Below are 20,601 nucleotides of genomic sequence, written 5' to 3'. Positions count from 1 at the left end.
ATGGGCAGGTCTCAATGGCACGGGAACGCGGAGCTGTGACGGGTATCGTGCGCGGCGTTGTGTACCGCTTCGATGTGCGAGAAACCGGCGAAGTACACCAGGCACGCGCCGAGGATCGAAGCGCAAACGGCGGCAGTCAGGCGTTGGGTCAGGGTCGTGGTGGCGCTGGTAGTGTTGCTGTGGCCGGTGCTGCTGATGATCGACATGGCGTTTCCCTCTGGTCTGTCAGCGGGGAATCAAAAGCGCATGCAGAGTCTCCACACGAACGGGCGCGCAGAAATTCGAACAGCGCCCGCCCACCGCGGGTTTGTCATTCAGTGATTGTGTGTTCACTTTGTGTTGCAGGCCGGTCTCCGGGCTCACGAGGGGCGCAGGCCTGAGCCTGATCCTGCAAGCATCACCTTCCCATGCCGTGTTGGCACAGTGGATCTGACGCTTCACTCGCTTACCGTTGCGGGGGCAGCACCGGACTGACATGGCTTTGAGTAAAGCACATGATTCACCGGTTTCCCGTTTCACCCTGTGAAGGGCACCCGTAACAAGATGCGTAGGAGAGCATGGGCGGGGGTTGGGCGTCAATTGGCAAGGGTTCTCAACTGCTCTTCGTAGGCGCTGCCGAAGGCTGCGATCTTTTGATCTTGATCATCAAAAGCAAAATCGAAAGATCGCAGCCTTCGGCAACTCCTACAGGGGCAGGGTGTGTTCGGTGATTGACCCGCCCCAATACCATGCGTAGCCTTGCGCATTCGAGGTTCTTCGGCGTCTGTCGAAGCTAAGAAGGGAACGCGGTCAATGCCGCGGCTGCCCCCGCAACTGTGAACGGTGATGTTCGCTGCCACGCCACTGCACGCTCAACCCTTGAGCCCGCGGGAAGGCGCAGCAAACGCCAGTCAAGTGATTGGCACACCGTCAGCCAGGAGACCTGCCTCGATACAGATTCTCACTACAACCGGGCGGGGTGATCCGGTGGCGAACGCTTCCGGCGCGCACGTGCGTTTCCGGTTCTCGTCCCGTATGCCCGCCACCTTGCCAAAGGGCATCCGATGAAAACACTGGCCAAACTCCCTGTCACCATCGTTACCGGCTTCCTCGGCTCGGGCAAAACCACCTTGCTGCGGCACATGCTCGACAACGCCCAGGGTCGCCGCATCGCGGTGATCGTCAACGAATTCGGCGAACTGGGCATCGACGGCGAAATCCTCAAGCAGTGCTCCATCGGTTGCACCGAAGAAGAGGCCAACGGCCGGGTCTATGAACTGGCCAACGGCTGCCTGTGCTGCACCGTTCAGGAAGAGTTCTTCCCGGTAATGCGCGAACTGGTTGCCCGGCGCGGCGATCTCGACCACATTCTCATCGAAACTTCCGGCCTGGCCCTGCCAAAGCCGTTGGTGCAAGCCTTCCAGTGGCCGGAAATCCGCAGCGCCTGCACCGTGGACGCAGTCATCACCGTGGTCGACAGCCCGGCCGTAGCCGCTGGCACCTTCGCCGCGTTCCCGGATCAGGTCGACGCCCAGCGCAAACTCGACCCGAACCTGGACCACGAATCGCCGCTGCACGAACTGTTTGCCGACCAACTGGCCAGCGCCGATCTGGTGATCCTCAACAAGGCCGACCTGATCAGCCCTGAAGACCTGGCCCGCGTGCGTCTGGAAGTTGCCGAAGAACTGCCGCCCGCGGTCAAGGTCATCGAAGCCAGCAGCGGTCGCTTGCCGCTGGATGTGCTGATTGGCTTGGGTGCCGGCTCCGAAGAACACATCGACAGCCGCCACAGCCACCACGACCATCACCACGACGGCGATGATCACGATGACCACGACCACGATGCTTTCGATTCGATCTCCATCGAACTGCCGCAAGCCGACGAAAGCCTGCTGATGGATGCGCTGACCCAATTGGTGGTGCAGCACGGCATCCTGCGCATCAAAGGTTTCGCGGCGATCCCGAACAAACCGATGCGTTTGCTGATCCAGGGTGTGGGCACCCGTTTTGACAAGCACTTCGACCGTCAGTGGGGCGCTGAAGAAACCCGTGTCACCCGTCTGGTGCTGATCGGCCAGGCGCTGGATGCGGCCCTGCTCGAAGCGCAATTGCGCGCCGCACTCAGCGTGTAACCCCCATGCACCTGCTCAGGACCCAGCCCGGCGGTTTCGTGTCGGATGACAACATTGCCGACCTTGGCCAAACCCCCGCCGAACTGGTGATCCTGTGCAGCGGCGATTCCAGCCTGGCGCTGCTCGCCGAAGCGGCGCAACAGTTGCCCGACGACTACCCGAGCGTGCGTCTGGCCAACCCGATGCAAGTGCAGAACCATGCGTCGGTCGACCTGTATGTCGATGAAGTCTTGCGCCATGCCAAGGTGATTCTGATCTCGCTGCACGGCGGCATTGCTTATTGGCGTTACGGCGTCGAGCGGCTGGTGGAGTTGTCGCAGCGTGGGGTGCAACTGATTCTGGTGCCGGGGGATGATCGCCCTGACCCGGAACTCAGCGACCTGAGCACTGTGGGGGCCGAGGACCGTGACCGGCTCTGGCAGTATCTGCGTCAGGGCGGCATGGCGAATGCCCTCGATTTCTTCCGCTGTCTGGCCAACCGTTGGCTGGCACGGGATTATCTCTGGGCCGAGCCGCAAGCGTTGCCGCGCACGGCGATTTACCATCCGCAAAAAAGCACCGCCGCACTGAGTGACTGGCAGGCCGATTGGCTGGCCGGTCAACCGGTGGCGGCCGTGCTGTTTTACCGCTCGCACTTGCAAGCGGCGAACACCGCGTTCATCGACGTTTTTTGCCAACGCTTACAAGCGGCGGGGTTGAATCCGCTGCCCATCGCGTTGGCCAGTTTGAAAGAGCCCGGCTGCCTTGCGGCGGTCGAGGACTGGCTGGATCAGGTGGACGCCGGTGTCATCCTCAATACCACCGGGTTCGCCCAATCCAGCCCCGAAGCGCCACATTTACGCCCGTTTCGCCGCAATATCCCGGTGATTCAGGCGATCTGCGCCCAAGACAACGAGCCCGGCTGGCGCGCCAGCGAACAGGGCCTCGGCCCGCGCGATCTGGCGATGCACATTGCCTTGCCGGAGCTGGACGGGCGGATCATCAGCCGACCGATCAGCTTCAAGGATCTGGCGTGGCGCAGCGAGCGCAGTCAATCGGACGTGGTCTGCTACCGGCCGCAACCTGAGCGCATGGATTTTGTCGCCGAACTGGCGCGACGCTGGATCGATCTGGCGCGCCTGCCCAACGCTGAAAAGCGCGTGGCGCTGATCCTCGCCAACTACCCGACCCGCGACGGCCGCATCGGCAATGGTGTTGGCCTCGATACACCTGCTGCGGCGCTGAATATTCTTCGAGCACTGCACACCGAGGGTTATCCGCTACCGGCCGGGCTGCCGGGCAGCGGCACCGCGTTGATCGAACAATTGCTCGGCGGCGTCAGCAATGATCTGGACACCCTCGATCAGCGTCCCTGCCAGCAGAGCCTGGGGATGGACGAATACCTGACGATGTTCAACGCGTTGCCCGAAGCCAATCGCGCAGCGGTGCTTGAACGCTGGGGCGCGCCTGACAGTGATCCGATGTGCCGCAGCGGCCGAATGATGATTGCCGGGCTGCGTTTTGGCCTGACTTTCGTCGGTATTCAACCGGCCCGCGGTTATCAGGTGGACCCGAGCGCGGTGTACCACGACCCGGACCTGGTGCCGCCCCACGGATACCTGGCGTTCTACTTCTGGCTGCGCAACACCTATGGCGCCCACGCGGTGATCCACGTCGGCAAGCACGGCAACCTCGAATGGCTGCCGGGCAAAGGTGTCGGTTTGTCCGAGCACTGCTGGCCGGACGCTTTACTGGGACCGCTGCCGAACATTTATCCATTTATCGTCAACGATCCGGGCGAGGGCGCCCAGGCCAAACGGCGCACTCAGGCGGTGATCATCGATCACTTGATGCCGCCGCTGACCCGCGCCGAAACCTATGGTCCGCTGCGCAACCTCGAATTGCTCGCCGACGAATACTACGAAGCGCAATTGCTCGATCCGCGCCGCGCCCGGGAGTTGCAGCGCGACATCCTGCAACTGGTGCGTGATACCCACATCGACCGCGAATTGCAGCTGGACGAAAAACTCGACAGCGATGCCGATGCAGCGATCTGGTTGCCGCGCCTGGACACCTATTTGTGCGACCTCAAGGAATCGCAGATTCGTGACGGCTTGCACGTGTTTGGCGAATCGCCGACCGGACGTTTGCGCATCGATACCTTGCTGGCATTGTTGCGCATTCCTCGTGGTGACGGGCGTGGTGCGCAATCGAGTTTGCTGCGCGCATTGGCCAAGGCGTTTGCATTGGGGTTCGATCCGCTGGATTGTGCGTTGGCCGAACCGTGGACCGGGCCGCGTCCGGACGCCTTGTTGTCGTTCAGCGATGAGCCTTGGCGCACCAGCGGCGATACCCGCGAACGTCTCGAGCTGTTCGCCACGCAACTGATCTCGCAGATTTTGAATGCCAGCCCGCTCCCACAGGATGTAGGTTGGGACGAGGTCCGTGCAATTCTCGACAACTTGCGCGAAGTCGTTGCACCGCGCCTGGACGCCTGCGGTCCCGCCGAAATGCGCGGTCTGCTCGACGCCCTCAGCGGTCGTTTCGTCCCGGCCGGTCCCAGCGGCGCACCCAGTCGCGGTCGTCTGGACGTGTTGCCCACCGGGCGCAACTTCTATTCGGTGGACGTTCGCAACCTGCCCACCACCACCGCGTGGCGCATCGGCTTCCAGTCGGCCAACCTGATTCTTGAACGCCACCTGCAAGATCACGGCGATCATTTGCGCCAGCTCGGTCTGTCCGTTTGGGGTACCGCGACCATGCGCACTGGCGGCGACGATATCGCTCAGGCAATGGCCCTGATGGGCGTGCGCCCGGTGTGGGCCACGGGCAGTCAGCGCGTCGATGATTTTGAGATCCTGCCGCTGAGTCTGCTAGATCGCCCAAGGGTGGACGTGACGTTGCGCGTCTCGGGTTTCTTCCGTGACGCGTTCGCCAATCTGATCCGCTTGTTCGACGCCGCCGTGCAAGCGGTCGCCGCGCTGGACGAACCGGACGACCTCAACCCGTTGGCGGCCAAGGTTCGTGCCGAGCGCGAAACGCTGTTGCAATCGGGGCTGGATGAAGATGCGGCGCGACGTCAGGCCGGTTGGCGTATCTTCGGGGCGAAGCCCGGTGCCTATGGCGCCGGTGTACAGGGCGCTATCGACGGTCGACTGTGGCAAAGTCGCGAAGACCTGGCCGAGGTTTATCTGAACTGGGGCGGTTACGCCTATGGCGGTGCCGACGAAGGCACCGAGGCCCGCGAACCCTTCAGTCGGCGTTTGAGCCAGGTGCAGGCTGTCCTGCAAAATCAGGATAACCGCGAACACGACCTGCTCGATTCCAATGATTACTACCAGTTCCAGGGCGGTATGCTCGCGGCAGTGGAAAGCCTCAGCGGTGTAGCAGCGGCCAGTTACCACGGCGATCACAGTCAGCCGGACTTGCCGAGGATTCGCACGCTGAAGGAAGAGCTGAACCGGGTGATTCGTTCGCGAGCGGCTAATCCGAAGTGGCTCGACGGGGTCAAGCGGCATGGCTACAAAGGCGCTTTCGAAATGGCGGCGACCGTCGATAACCTGTTCGCCTTCGACGCCACTACGCAGTTGATCGACGATCACCAGTACGCGTTGCTGGCCGATGCCTATTTGCTCGACCCGAACACCCGGGATTTTGTCCGCGAACACAATCCCCATGCCCTGCGCGACATGACCGAGCGCATGCTCGAAGCGCAACAGCGCGGGATGTGGAAGGAACCGGGCGCATACCGCGAGGCGCTGGAAAACCTGCTGTTGGATATAGAAGAAGACGGCTGACCGCATCGCCCCCTGTAGGAGTGAGCCAGTGACACTACCGACCATGACTGAGATAGAACAATGACCGACACCCCGCATTTCCCGCTCTCCGCCGTGGTCGGCGCCGACGATTTGAAGCTCGCGCTGTACCTGACCGCCATCGATCCGAAGATCGGCGGCGTGCTGATCGAAGGCCCGCGCGGGATGGCCAAATCGACGTTGGCCCGTGGCCTGGCCGATCTGCTCGCCAGCGGTCAGTTCGTCACGTTGCCATTGGGCGCCACCGAAGAGCGCCTGGTCGGTACGCTCGACCTGGATGCAGCACTGAGCGACGGCCGTGCGCAGTTTTCACCCGGCGTGCTGGCCAAGGCTGACGGCGGCGTGCTCTACGTTGATGAGGTCAATTTGCTGCCCGATCATCTGGTGGATCTGCTGCTGGACGTGGCCGCCAGCGGGACCAACCTGATCGAACGCGACGGTATTTCCCACCGTCATTCGGCGAAGTTTGTCCTGATCGGCACCATGAACCCGGAAGAGGGTGAGTTGCGCCCGCAACTGCTTGACCGCTTTGGCTTGAACGTCGCCCTCGGTGGGCACACTGCGCCTGTCGAGCGTGGGCAGATCATCCGTCGACGTCTGGATTTCGACAGCGATCCTCAAGGCTTCTGCGCCGAGTGGGAAACCCGGCAGCAGTCGTTGCGCGAGCGTTGCCAGCAGGCACGCAGTGCTTTGGCGAGCATCCCGCTGGACGATGAGGCCCTGGCGCAGATTACCGAACGCTGCTTTGCCGCCGGGGTCGATGGCCTGCGTGCCGATCTGGTGTGGTTGCGTGCCGCACGTGCCCACGCGGCGTGGCGCGGTGCCGGCGCCATCACTGTCGAAGATATCGACGCAGTGGCCGAGTTCGCCTTGCGCCATCGTCGTCGTGAACTACCTGCGCCTGCACCACAACCGTCGCAGGCGCCACAGACGCCACAGACGCCTACGCCGCAACAGGACAACCCGAGTGAAGGGCAGGGCCAGTGGGGTGAAATGCCCGCTCAGGCGTTGCCCGTCGGTGCCCGCCGTGAAGTGCCGAGCTGGCCAAAAAAGCCCTAGGCATTCGCCCCCGATCTGACGCGGGGGCGAATGCCAGACCCCGCGCCGGACGCCTGGATCAGGGCATGCAGGGCAAGCGTCACGCCGCCCGCAGCGGCTCGATCAATTGGCCGGGCACCTTGCTCAATGGTCGGCCACGTCAGCGGCAGGATGTGTTGTTCCACCTGCGTACGCGCTCGGCAAATGAACTGTGGCTGGTGATTGTCGACGCATCGGCTTCAACCCGACGCCATCAGGCCTTGAGCGATGCCAAAGGCTTGCTGGCGCAACTGTTCGACGACGCCTATCGCCAGCGCGCGCGGCTGGCCTTGCTGACCGCCAGTGGCGCCGCGCCGAAGTGGCAGGTTCAAGGGTTGAAAGCATCTGGCGGTCTGCGTCAGTGGCTGGAGGCCCTTGGCGCCGGGGGAGGCACGCCGTTGCTGGCGGCGCTGGAGGAAGCCGGACGCTGGCTGGCGGTACGGCAAAAGCGCTTTCCGGCGGAGCAACAACGCTTGTTGCTGGTCACCGATGGCCGGCTTAAAAACGGGGCGCCACTGCCACCCCTTGAATGCCCGGGACTGCTGATCGACATCGAGCGTGGCCCGATTCGCCTTGGGCGCAGCAAGGTGTTGGCGGCGCAGTTGCAGTCCGAGTATCGGCATATCGACGAGCTGTTGCCGGGCTGAATGTTGGGTTTCAGTGCGGACTTCATTGTGAGCAGGCTCTGGAGTGCAAGCTCCTGTGGACGCTAGCTTGCTAGCGATGAACGATGACGCGGTGACTTTGAAATGGCAGCCCTTTGAGGCTGCCATTTTTTTTGCGGCTACTCCCCGATCATGAAGTTTGTGTGACATCCGTTCGGTCTTGCGCCTTGCCAACTGCCTATGTCGTAACAGCAGGTTCCACTCGGCCTGCGGCCTCTTGCGCCAATTGAAAAGGACCTAGTAGTGATGCTCGTTCGCCAAGCCCGTCGCAATACCCCTTCCTTGTCTGTACGCCGTGACGCCGCGCGTTCCGTGGACCCGGCGCTGTGGTTGCTCAAGCCGCTGGCGCAGGCGATTGCGCTGTGCCTGGTGGCCGGCAGTGCCGAGGCGGCGACCGCGTTCAGTTCCAATTGGTTTGCCGCCAAGGGCGCGGCGCAACAGGCAGCAGCATCTCGGCCAGGCGGTGGGTTGCCGGGCATGACACCGCCGTTGGCGCAACAGCAGCGGGCCAGGCAACAGTTGCAACGATCGGTGCAAACGCTCAATAACACCGTGGCCGCCATTGCCGCTCAACAGGCGGCGCAGGCGGCCGGGCGGGCAGCGGCGTTCGCCACCGTGCAGTTCGTGCCGGATGGTTTGGGCGAGGGCGGCCTGAAAGTCGATACCGGCCTGACCCAAGGTTGGCAGAACGCCAAGGGGCCGCAACAGACGCAGGTCGATGGCAAGACCACGGTCAAGATCGAGCAGACTGCCGACAAGGCCATTCTCAACTGGGAAACCTTCAACGTCGGGCGCAATACCACCGTCGAGTTCGCTCAGCAGTCGAACTGGGCGGCACTCAATCGCGTTAACGATCCGAGCGCACGGCCGAGTCAGATTCTGGGCCAGATCAAGGGCGACGGCACGGTGATGCTGATCAACCGCAACGGCATCGTGTTCAGCGGCACCAGCCAGGTCAATGTGCGTAACCTGGTGGCGGCCGCCGCGAACATCACCGATGCGCAGTTCCGTGATCACGGCCTGTATTTCGACAGCACCGGCAGTCAGCCGACCTTTACCGACGCCGCCGGCAAAGTGCTGATAGAGCGTGGCGCGCGGATTGAAACCCACAAACCGACGCTGTCCACCGACTCGGGTGGCTATGCGTTGCTGCTCGGCAATGAAGTGGAGAACGCCGGCACCATCAGCACCGCCAAAGGCCAGACCGTACTCGGTGCCGGTGACCGCTTCTACATTCGCAAAGGCTCGGGCACCGAAGGCAATGGTTTCTCCACCACGTTCGGCAGCGAAGTCGTTCCGGGCTTCAAGGCCGGTGGTTCGGGCAAGGTCAGCAACACCGGCCTGATCCAGGCCTCGACCGGCGACATCACCATGACCGGTCACGAAATCGCGCAAAACGGCGTATTGCTGGCGAGTACCTCGGTGAATACCCGTGGCACGATTCATCTGCTCAACCCGGCGACCGACACCAGCGGCAGCGTGACCCTCGGCCAGGGGAGTGTCAGCGCAATCATGCTCGACAGCAGCGACCTCACTGCCCTCGATAGTCAGCACGACGCTGCATTGACCGGGGTGACGCTCAACAACCGTATCCGCAGCGATCAGTCGCGCATCGACATCGGCAGCGGCGGCACCGTCGAGTTTCAGAACGGTTCGGTGACGCTGGCCACTGGTGGTCAGGTCGCGGTCGCAGCGGGGCAACGCAGCCTGGTGCGCGACGGCGCGTTGATCGATGTGTCCGGGGCCCTCGGCGTCAAAGTGGCGATGGAAGCCAACAACATCAAGATCAACGTGCAGGGCAACGAGCAGCGCGACTCATCGATCAACCGCGAAAGTGGCGCACTCAACAGCAATGATGTGTGGGTCGATGTGCGCGAACTGATCTTCGTGCCGGCCGGCACCAACGGCTACGCCACTGACCGCTGGTACACCGCCGGTGGTCTGCTGGAAGTGGGCGGTTACCTTGGCACGCAGGGGCACAGCATCGGCGAATGGATGGCCCAGGGCGGTACGGTGAGTTTCACCGGCAATGACGTGGTGACCGAGAAGGGCTCGGTGATCAATCTCTCGGGCGGCACCCTCGATGTGCAGAGCGGTTTCATTCGCCAGAGCTGGTTGCGTGGCGCCGATGGCCGTTTGTACGAAGTGTCGCGGGCACCGGGCGACATCCTCTACACCGGCCTCTACAAAGGTTATGAAGACCACAGCGAACGTTGGGGCCAGACCAGTTACTTCTTTAACCCGCTGATCGCCCCGAGACAGCGTTTCGAGTCCGGTTACTCAGTGGGTCGCGACGCCGGACAATTGGTGATCGCCACCAACAATGCGGTGCTCGACGGCCAGTTGGTGGGCGACGTGTTCCAGGGCGAACGGCAGAACCAGGCGCCGCGTGCCGGGCTCGACGGCTATGACCAGGCCCAGACAGCCATGGCGCGTCGGGCGCAGTTGATCGTTGGTTCGTATGACCCGAGCTGGTCGGCCACCACCAACGGCCTGGTGTATCAGCATCTCGCCATGCTCGATCAGGTGCAGATCGGTGCCGAGCGTCCCGCCGATGGCAGCGACCTGGGGTTGACCGGCGCGGTGTCCGATGACCGCAAAGGCAAGCTGTTCCTCGATACCGACATGCTCAATGGTTTCCGTCTGGGCGCGTTGAAAGTCGCGGCCAAGGACAAGGTTGAAGTCAATGATGCCGTGACCGTGGACACTGGCGGTGACATCACCCTGTACGGTCAGGATGTGCGGGTCAACGCGGATCTGACCGCCCGCGCCGGTAGCCTGCGTTTGGGGACCGGTCTGGCGCAAACCAGCAAACCAACGACGGTGACGGTGGCCGAAGGCGTGCGCCTGGACACCCGTGGTCTGTGGGTCAATTCGCGTATCGATCCGACCGAAGCCAACAACCTGGCCTATTTGAATGGTGGCCTGGTGTCGATCCGCAGCACCGGCGATATCACCGTGGCCAGCGGCAGCGTCATCGACGTCTCGTCCGGCGGCGCGGTGTTAAGCAATGGCAAGACCCGGGGCGGCAAGGGTGGCGACGTTACTCTTGAGTCCAGTGCGGACACCCTGCCGGGCCAATCGCAATTGGTCATGGACGGTGACGTGCGCGGTTATGGCGTCACGGGCGGTGGCACGCTGAAGATTCAGGCCAACAACGTGTTGATCGGCGAGCCTGATGGCCCTCTGGCCGATCACACCTTGCGACTGGCCGCGGATACGTTCAACAGAGGCTTCTCGGCCTACAACATCATTGGTCTGACGACCCTGAAAGTGGCGGACGATGCGGTGGTCGACGTGTCCATGCCGGCCTACCGTTTTTCCGATTTTGCAGCGAACCAACCCGGTGGCGCCGAGCCGCAGGCGGCGTTGGAACTGTGGACACCGAGCCTGTTCCAGGAGAACCCGGCCAAAGGCGTGCTGACCCAACGCGGCGGCGCGAGTCTGTCACTGCAAGCGGGCGGCAGCCAAATCAATCAGATAGACCCGCTGAACAGTTTGTTGACCATCGGCCAGGGCGCGCGCATCAGCGTCGACCCCGGCCAGCGCATCAACTTGCGCAGTGCCGGGCAGCTCACCGTTGACGGTGAACTCAACGCCTGGGGCGGCATCCTCGATATTCGTCAGCAGCAGTTCAGTTCGATCGATGTTGAGACTTCGCAGCAGGAGGCGGATCCGACAGCCCATACTCGTTCGATCTGGATCGGTGACCATGCGGTGCTGGACGTGGCGGGGCGCGCAACCACGGCGGTCGATGCGCTCGGCCGGGTCTACGGTCAGGTGGGCAAGGGCGGCAGCATCATTATTGGCGGCGAGATCGACGCTAAAAAGGCCACTGCGACGTCGGCCGATGCGTATGTGATCGTGCGTCCGGGCGCTCGTCTGGAGGCGTCCGGTGCCGAGGCCGTGCTGGATATCGCTGGCACTGGCCCGACCCGCGTCGCCACGGACGGCGGACGCATTGCCTTGAGCTCCTACAACGGTCTGTTCATCGACGGCACCCTGCGTGCCGCGGCTGGCGGGGCCGGTGCAGCCGGGGGACGTCTGGAGATCGCCCTCGATTCGCCGTTGTATCGCGATACTCAGGGAAACAACGCTGTTCGGGTCGCCAGGGAGCTGATCATTGGCCAAGGGCCGGACGACGTGCGGCTACCCGCCGATTTGCGGCCTGGTGAGGCCGCTGCACCGTTGCGTTATGGCTACACCCGACTGAGCGCCGATCAATTGATGACCGGCGGCTTCGATAGTCTGAGCCTGCTGAGCAACGGCCTGCTGACGTTCGACGGTGATGTCGATCTGCACATGAACCAGAGTCTGAGTCTGTACGCCGGATCACTGTCCCTCGCCGAAAGCTCCAAAGATACCGCGCGCATTAATCTGGCTGCACCTTATGTGCGTCTGTCGGGGTTGGGTGAGTATTACACGCCTCCCAGCGCGTTAACCCGCCCCCGAGTGCTGAACACCCCCACCAACCGGGTATCGGCCGCGCAGTTCAGCACCACCGCGAATCTGCTTGATCTGGGCAACGCCTTCTCGTTCGGTAGTGACGGGCTGATCAAGTTGCTCAACGGGGCGACCACGGCGGTCAGTCGGCGCAGCTTTGACCTGGTCACCCTCGACAGCAGCGGCGACATACGTATGCTCGCAAAGCCGGATTTACAGACGGGCTCCAGGGTGTGGACGGCCGGTGATTTGCACTTGCGGGCGGCACAAATCTATCCGGGCACCCGGGTCTGGTCCGAAATCCGCGCCGGGTATCAGAGCGAGAGCATGATCGATCCCGACCGTACGCTGAGCATCAGCGGCAATGGTGCGGCACCGGCCGTGCCGCCTTATTCGGTGTTCGGCAGGCTGAAACTGTACGGGGGGAATATCGAGCAAGGCGGGGTCATTCGCGCCCCCCTGGGTTTGATCACTATGGGCAACGATGCGTTTGGCGATACCCGCACCATTCAGTTGTTGCCGGGCAGCGTGACGTCGGTCAGTGGCGCTGGGCTAGTCATGCCGTATGGCGGCACAACCGATGGCACCGACTACCGCTACAACGGCCAGTCCGTGGTGCTGCAAGGGATTGCCAACGAAAATACCGGTGTGGTCCTGAATGCCCAGTACGTCGACGCGCAAACGGGATCGCTGATCGATCTGTCCGGGGGCGGGGATTTGCGCGGTGCCGGGTTTGTCTCCGGGCGTGGCGGTTCTACCGATGCGCGCTTCAGCCCCTTGGTTCGCAACGCGGCTGATGGCACATTCAGCCTGCCGGGCCTGAGCAGTAACCCGGTGTACGCCATCGTGCCGGGCAATCAAAACGCCTACGCACCGATGCTCGGCGAGGCGGGCGCCAGTGATCCACGCATTGGTCAGCAGATCACCATCGGTGCCGGTGTTCCAGGCCTGGCGGCCGGTACTTACACCCTGTTGCCATCGACCTTTGCCTTGCTGCCCGGCGCTTTCCGGGTCGAGGTCAACGGTCAAGCTGCGCCGGGCATGAACAACGGCGCGCTGAAAATGCGCAATGGTTCGTGGACCAGCTCCGGGCAGATGTCGATTGCCAATACCGGGCTGCGCGACAGCCTTTCCAGCCAGGTCATCCTGACGTCGGCGGATGTGCTGCGCCGTTATTCCCAGTACAACGAAACCAGCTACAACCAATTCGTTAACAGCGACGCTGCACGTCGTGGCGTACCGCGCGGGCAGACGACCCTGGACGGCAAATCACTGACGTTCTTGTTCAAATCAAGTGATCGTGACACAGCCCTGGATTTCAACGGCAAGGCCTTGTTCGCTGCCGCCGAGGGCGGTGTGCTCGGCACCGCAGCGGTAAGGGGATCATGGGCTTTTGAAATTCTTGGCACGGGTGCCGTCAGCACACAGGACTTCGACGGTGTTTCGTTGTATGCCGACGCCCTTAACAATCTCGGTGCCGGGCGTTTGGCCATCGGTGCAACGCCGTTTGTGCAATACGACACTGCGGGCAATTTCATTCAATTCAGAGGTGATACCAGGAGCATTGCCCTGCGCGAGGGTGCGATTCTCTCGGCGCCTGAAGTCGTCCTGTGGACGACGGGCCTCACTGGCGGCATTACCCTTGAAGCGGGGGCGGGCATCAATACGCTGGGTCGTGGGAACGTACCCTATGACTCCACGGCGGGTTTCATCTATCAGCCAGGGCAAGCCAGCCTGTTGATGGTGTCCAACGGTTGGACCAACGTGCTGGCGCCGGACGCTGGCACAAACGGAGGGGGCGCCGGCAGTATCCGGATCGGCACCTGCCCGGCGCAGGGTTGCATCAATCCTTCGTTGCTCTATTCCAACGGCAGCATCACCGCCGCCACCGACAATCAATTTGAGTTGGGCGAAGCGGTGCGTTTCGGTACGCGTCACCTGGCGTTGGCCGTCGGCGCGGTGAACGCCGGCAGCGCCGAAGCGCTTGCGGCGGCGAGCGGTCGCTTGCCGGCCGGCCTGACCCTGAACCAGAACGTCCTCGATCGACTGCTGCGCGGCGACACGCAGTTCGGTGCGCCAGCTCTGGAAACCTTGAGCCTGACCACCCGCGATTCTTTCAACTTCATCGGCAACGTGACCCTCGACACCCTGGACCCACAAACGGGCAAGAGCAGGCTGGAAAACCTGATACTGGTGACGCCGGCCATTTACGGCCTGGGCGATGCCAGTGATGTGGCGACCATTCGCACCGCCAACCTGATCTGGAACGGCGCGACCCAGGCACCCGGCACCGTGGTCAACAGCGGAGCCGGTACCGGCCATGGCACGCTGGACATCCAGGCACAACGCATCGAGTTGGGCTACGGCCCGAATCCGCAGCCCAATGGCCTGGACCAGAACGACCGACTGGCGCTGGGTTTTGCCAACGTCAACCTCAATGCCAGCGAGCGCATCACCGCCAATCACAAGGGCAGCCTGGCCGTTTACGAACAGCAGGGCGCTTACGACCCGGTCAAGGGCTATGCCTACAGCGGTGGCAACCTCAACCTGCGCACGCCGTTGCTCACCGGCGAAGGCGGCTCGGTCAACCTGCTCAAAGCGGGCAACACCCTGACCCTGACGTCGCCAACCGGCGATCGCACTGCCGTTGCCGATGCCCTCGGTGCGGAATTGAATCTCGAAGCACGCCATGTATTACTGGACAGCCGCATCGTCTTGGCGAGCGGCAAACTGGTGGTCAAGGCTGAAGATGATCTGACCCTGGCCAGTGGCGCTTATCTGGACGTGGCCGGACGCACGCTGCCGTTCAACGACGTGAAGAAATACAGCTGGGGCGGCGACGTGGCGCTGTACAGCAGCAACGGCAATATTCGCCAGGCCGCTGGTTCACGCATCGACCTGTCGGCGGTCAACAATCAGGGCGGCAACCTGAGCGCCGTGGCATTGGCCGCAGGCGCCGGGGTGGTGGATCTGCAAGGTGAAATCCTCAGCAGCAGCAGCGGCTATTACGACGCGGGTGGCACCTGGGTGCCGTACAAGGCTGGCGGTGTGGACATTCGCGCGCAGCAGTTGGGCAGCAGTGGTGACCTCAACGGCGATTTCGCTGCGCTCAACCAGCGCCTGAACGCCGGGCAAGTGTTTGGCAGCCGCAGCTTCCAGCTCAAGCAAGGCGACCTGGTGATCGGCGACGGGCTCAAGGCCGGCGAGGTGAATGTTTCGGTGGACAATGGCAGCGTTACCGTCGTGGGCCTGATCGACGCCAGTGGCGAACGCGTCGGCAGCATTCGCCTGTCGGGCAAAAATGGCCTGACCGTGGCCGGCAGCGCAGTGCTCGATGCCCATGGCCAGATGTTGCGGGTCGATAGCTACGGCAAAATCATCGACGCGCCGAACCGGGCCATGGTCGAACTCAACTCCGGCGATGGCCTGTTGACGCTGGCCTCCGGTGCGCGGATCGATTTGCGGCATGGGACGGACGTCGAGGTTGGCAGTTTGCCGGGACAGCATGACGGTCAGTTGCGCGGCACGCTGGAACTGAATGCCCCGCGCATTGGCACCGGTGACATCGCCATCGATGCCAGTGGCGCGCTGAACATTCAGGGCGCACGTTCCATTGGGCTCAATGCCACGCGCCGCTACATTGATGCCGCCGACGGCACCGACCCGGCCGCCAGCGGTCGCCCGTACCAGGTCATCGACCAGGCTTATCTGGACGGCATTCACGTCGACAGCACCGCGTTCATCAACGCTGCCCTGGCCAATACGGATTTGTTGCATCGCAAACTGGCCGGCCTGAATAACGCCGCCTACGCCGATGCATTCCACCTGCGCCCCGGCGTGGAAATCGCCAGCAAAACCGCTGACGGCGATCTGGTGGTGCAAGGCGATCTGGACTTGTCCGGCTACCGTTACGCCAGCCTCAACCCGCACACGCAGAAGACGTCGGTCTACGGTTCCGGCGAGTCCGGCAGCCTGGTGATTCGCGCCGGTGGCAACCTGGATATCTACGGCAGCATCAACGACGGTTTTGCACCACCACCGGAAACCGTCGATGACACCGGCTGGAAACTGGTGCCGGGTGTGCAGCCGTTCGGCGGCGACCTGATTGTGCCGGGCGCGGGTGTGACTCTTGCTGACGGTACCCAATACCCGATCGGTGCCACGTTGAACTACGACTTGCCGATCCAGGCCGCGACACTGGCCAGTGGCACGCTGTTGCCAACTCAGGGCGTGCTGGCCGAGACGTACACGTTCAGCGCCGGTACGGTATTGGCGGGGGCGGTGCATGACGCGGCGGGTAATCTGCTGTACGCCGCCGGCACATTGCTGGGGGCCGACGTCACCTTGCCGGCGGGCAGTCTTCTCGGCGCGGGTACGCGCTTGAACAAGGCCACCGCGTTGCAAGGCCTGCTCTGGCCCAAAGGCGTGCCACTGCCGGGTACGTTTTTCGACAACGCAACGGCGGGCGTGAAGCTCAGCGGTTCGCTGGCACTGTTGCGTGGTTCGCTGATTCCGTCCATGACGGATGTGAAACTGGCGGATGGCACTGCGTATATCGATTTGCGCCCATTGAGCGGCACCCAGCAAGGGCGCAATTGGGCGGTGGCGAGCATGTTGCCATCGGGCAGTGCGTCCTGGTCGATGCGAGTGGTAGCGGGCGCGGATCTGGACGCGGCGGACAATCGAGCGGTGAAGCCCGTCACCACTGAGGGCAGCCTTCGACTGGCCGATACTCACTACGGTCTTAAAGTGATTGAATCGGCCGCGAAGCTGGTTTGGACTGTGGACAACGGGTATGGATTCAACCCCTATGAGCCTGTACCTGAGGAGTATCTGATTATCTGCGACATCGTGCCTGAAGCTTGCGCACCCATGGAACGCTGGACGTGGGCGCCTGGCAACTATATGGGTTTTCCTGATTACTCACCCGTCAGTGTCGATGATATGTTTTGGTGCGTTGATATTGATCCGTCGCTTTGCCTTGAAAGCAAACCAGGCACCGCCGTCAACGCTCACACTCAAATGTTCAGCGTACTGCGAACCGGCACCGGCGATCTGGACCTGATGGCCGCCGGTAACCTGAGCATGGGTTCACCCTTCGGTGTGTACACCGCCGGTACTCAGTCCAGCAATATCGACCCACGTTACAACCAGCCTCGCGGGCGAATGTCGGACGATGGTTCGGTACTGGGCAGTGCCGGCAGTGACTATGAAAAATGGGTCAATGGCGGCAGCGACAGCCTCTATCAGGCCTGGTTCCCGCAGATGGGCGGTAACCTGACGATCAACGCGGGCGGTTCTGTTTCCGGTGATGTTGTCGGACGTAAGGCACTCTCTCTCGGTGGAATGCGCGAGCAAAACCCGAGCGTTGCCGTAGGTAACTGGTTATGGCGTCAGGGCACTGGTGGAAGTGACATGCCGACAGCCTGGTGGATCAATTTCGGTAGCTATGCAACTCGCCCGCCTCTTGCATCAGATGTGGAACCCGAACCTTATCTGGTGGGGTTCACGGGTTTTGGCACGCTGGGTGGTGGCAACATCAGCCTCAGGGCAGGCGCTGATAGCGGCATGCTCAGGCCATTGGGAGACGTCTTCGGCACGAATCAAAACCCTCGTAGCCAGGGACTTATCGTGGCAGTAGGCAGCACCGGGCGCGTAGGTAGCGACGGGAGCTTGCAACTGACCGGTGGCGGTGACATGGATATCCGCATCGGCGGCACGCTCAACCCGTCACTGCAAGCCAGGGCGGGAGCGACCGGGGTAGGTACACCCATTCATGATCTGCAGGGTGCGCTGATCAACCTGCGGGGAGCTGCACAACTGAGCGCTTCGGCGGTCGGTGGAATTCGATTGCAGTACGGTTCATTCTCCGGCAACCAGGACCAGCGCGAGGCTCGCGGCTACGATCCGTTTACGGCCACCACCAGCAGTGCAACCGGCGGCCTGGTGTTGATTCCGGGGGACTCGGGCATGCAGCTCAATACCCGAGGTGATCTGGTGTTGGGGGGCGCGGCGGACCCTGGTCGGGTAGTCCTGCAGAACTCCACATCGTTCACTACGCCTGATGGGGTGGTGCATGCGGGCGGTGGTTTGACAGGCTTCTCGTTGTGGACCGATCACACCGCCATTGATCTTTTCTCGGCGGGAGGCAATCTCACGCCAAGTACATTGATGGCTGAAGCGATCAACAATTCAACGATCCCTGGCGGTAGCAATACTTCACCCACCGATAATCGATTCGTTATGCCCTCAATCCTGCGTGCAGTCGCCGGGCAAGGTTCAATCTATGCCGGTCCGTCTGCTGGTTTCTATGGTGGGGGGAGTAACTATCCGGGCATTTCGTACTCCTTGTTGTTGGCACCATCACAATCCGGGCAGCTTGAATTGCTGGCAGGGGATTCCATCTATGCCGGTGGCTATGCAATCAATCAATCGGGTGCCAGCCCGCTGTCCATCGCTACGCCATTTACGCCTGCGTTCAATGGTTATGCCAAGGATGGTCAGCGAGTGATAACGCTGATGTCCAATAGCGGCGCTGATGGCGTCTCGCCCGGACTCAACAGCCGTTATCCATTGTTCGCCTTCGGTGCCGAGAGCTATTCAGGCTTGAGTGGGGTTCAGGCCCCTGCGCGGTTCTACGCGCTAACCGGCGATCTGGTTGGCGTTCGCAGTGGCGAAACCTTGAGTTTCAGCAACTCCAAACGCACCTGGTACGAAGCGGCCGGGCCGGTCTGGATGTTGGCCGGACGCGATATCGTCGCGTCGGGTACAACTATCGGACAGCCACTGGCTGTGAACCGCGATGGTATGGGCAACAGCAGTGACTCCATCACCGCCACTGGCAACCTGTTCATCCACAACAACGCAAACGACGTTTCGCGCGTGTCCGCCGGTCGCGACATTCTTTACAGCAGTTTCGACATTGCCGGCCCCGGCACGCTGGAAATCAATGCCGGGCGCAATATCCTGATGGAAGATCGCGCCAGCGTCACCAGTATCGGGCCAGTAATGGCGGGTGATAACCGTCCGGGTGCCAGTTTGGTGTTGCAGGCGGGTGCAGGGGCCGATGGTCCGGATTACGGCCGCTTCATCGCCCGCTATCTGGACCCGAAAAACCAGGCTGCCAGCGGTACGCCGCTCAGCGATCAGCCGGGTAAGGTGGTCAAGACCTACGATGAAGAACTGTTGTCCTGGCTGACCCTGGGCTACGGCTTCAACGGCAACGCAGAACAGGCACGGGCGTTTTACGCAGCACTGCCGGGCACCGAGCAAGCCGTGTTCGCACGTCAGGTGTACTTCGCCGAGTTGCGTGCCGGTGGCCTGGAATACGCCGATGCAAACGGTCCGCGCCAAGGCAGTTATCTGCGCGGTCGCAACGCGATAGCGGCGTTGTTCCCGACCACCGATGTGGCGGGCAATACCCTTCGCTACGACGGCGACATCACGCTGTACGGCGGCGCGGGTGTGAAGACGCTGTTCGGCGGTGACATTCAGATGCTCACTCCCGGCGGTGGCCAAGTGTTCGGTGTCGAAGGTGCGGCGCCGCCATCCACCGCAGGGATCGTCACCCAGGGCGCGGGCAACATTCAGCTGTATTCCCAGGGCAGCATCCTGCTGGGGCAGAGCCGAGTCATGACCACATTCGGCGGCAGCATTCTCGGTTGGTCGGCCGAAGGCGACATCAACGCCGGCCGGGGTTCGAAAACCACCGTGGTGTTTACGCCGCCCAAACGTATCTACGACACCTGGGGCAACGTGACGCTGTCGCCGACCGTGCCGAGCACCGGTGCCGGTATTGCCACGCTCAACCCGATTGCCGAAGTGCCACCGGGCGACATCGACCTGATCGCTCCACTGGGCACCATTGATGCGGGCGAGGCCGGCATTCGGGTGTCGGGCAACATCAACATCATCGCTTTGCGGGTGGTCAACGCGGCAAACATCCAGGTGCAGGGCAAGTCGTCGGGGATTCCGGTGACGGCATCGGTGAACACCGGCGCGATCACGTCGGCCAGTTCCGCCGCTACATCCGCCACGCAAGCGGCTGAGGACATGTCGCGTCAGCAACAGGCAGCGGCACGCAAAAACCTGCCGTCGATCGTGACTGTGCAGGTGCTGAGCCTGGGCACCGAACCACTGACACCGAGCAGTGACGGCGCCAGCCGCGCGCCGACGCCGGGCTACAACCCCAACAGCCCGGTGCAGGTGTTGGGTGCCGGCGTGTTGGATGAGCGTGCGCGGGGGCAACTGACCGAAGAAGAACGCGGCAATCTGACGTTGTAGAGCGCCATCCAGCAGCACCAGAGGCGACCTTCGGGTCGCCTTTTTTATGCCTCAAACTCACACAAGTCCACTGTGGGAGTGAGCCTGCTCGAATCTTTGAATGAAGCTTTCATGACAAAAGTTCGGTAGCACTTCGCCAGTCCGGTCATGCCTATGTGACGTGCTTGAGGCGGCCGAGAGGCCACTTTCCAGCCGATGGCGGGACGCCGGGAGCAGGGCAATCAAGCC

Annotated in this window: 6 protein-coding genes and 2 riboswitches; of the genes, 5 read left to right on the top strand and 1 reads right to left on the bottom strand. The window is 62.4% G+C overall.

The features are described 5' to 3' along the window. Positions 1–11 precede the first annotated feature (11 nt). Positions 12–206, bottom strand: a complete 195-nt coding sequence (locus KVG88_RS03495; RefSeq protein WP_150700620.1) for a CbtB domain-containing protein — start codon at positions 204–206, stop codon at positions 12–14. 121 nt (positions 207–327) lie between these two features. Then, positions 328–552, bottom strand: a riboswitch (cobalamin riboswitch). A gap of 180 nt (positions 553–732) precedes the next feature. Then, a riboswitch (cobalamin riboswitch) is annotated at positions 733–944 on the top strand. Between the two features lie 99 nt (positions 945–1,043). Between KVG88_RS03495 and cobW the strand changes: the two genes are divergently transcribed. The 5 genes from cobW (at position 1,044) to KVG88_RS03470 (ending at position 20,373) form a co-directional block, all read left to right on the top strand. Then, the gene (gene cobW / locus KVG88_RS03490) at positions 1,044–2,111 is read left to right on the top strand and encodes a cobalamin biosynthesis protein CobW (RefSeq protein ID WP_217870341.1); all 1,068 of its coding nucleotides are present in this window, start codon (positions 1,044–1,046) and stop codon (positions 2,109–2,111) included. Positions 2,112–2,116: 5 nt separating this feature from the next. After that, entirely contained in the window at positions 2,117–5,887 is a 3,771-nt protein-coding gene (cobN, locus tag KVG88_RS03485; RefSeq protein ID WP_217870340.1) for a cobaltochelatase subunit CobN, read from the top strand. Between the two features lie 60 nt (positions 5,888–5,947). After that, positions 5,948–6,964, top strand: coding sequence for a magnesium chelatase ATPase subunit I (locus KVG88_RS03480; RefSeq protein ID WP_217870339.1), 1,017 nt, complete (start codon positions 5,948–5,950; stop codon positions 6,962–6,964). Between the two features lie 65 nt (positions 6,965–7,029). Next, positions 7,030–7,629, top strand: a complete 600-nt coding sequence (locus KVG88_RS03475) for a vWA domain-containing protein (RefSeq protein ID WP_217870338.1) — start codon at positions 7,030–7,032, stop codon at positions 7,627–7,629. A gap of 264 nt (positions 7,630–7,893) precedes the next feature. Continuing rightward, positions 7,894–20,373: a filamentous hemagglutinin family protein gene (locus KVG88_RS03470; protein ID WP_217870337.1), complete on the top strand. Its 12,480-nt coding sequence runs from the start codon at positions 7,894–7,896 to the stop codon at positions 20,371–20,373. Positions 20,374–20,601 lie beyond the last annotated feature (228 nt).

The organism is Pseudomonas azerbaijanoccidentalis (assembly GCF_019145495.1).
In the GTDB taxonomy this organism is placed as follows: Bacteria; Pseudomonadota; Gammaproteobacteria; order Pseudomonadales; family Pseudomonadaceae; genus Aquipseudomonas; species Aquipseudomonas azerbaijanoccidentalis.
Note: the sequence above shows the minus strand (reverse complement) of the source record. Positions and strands in the feature narration are given on the sequence as shown.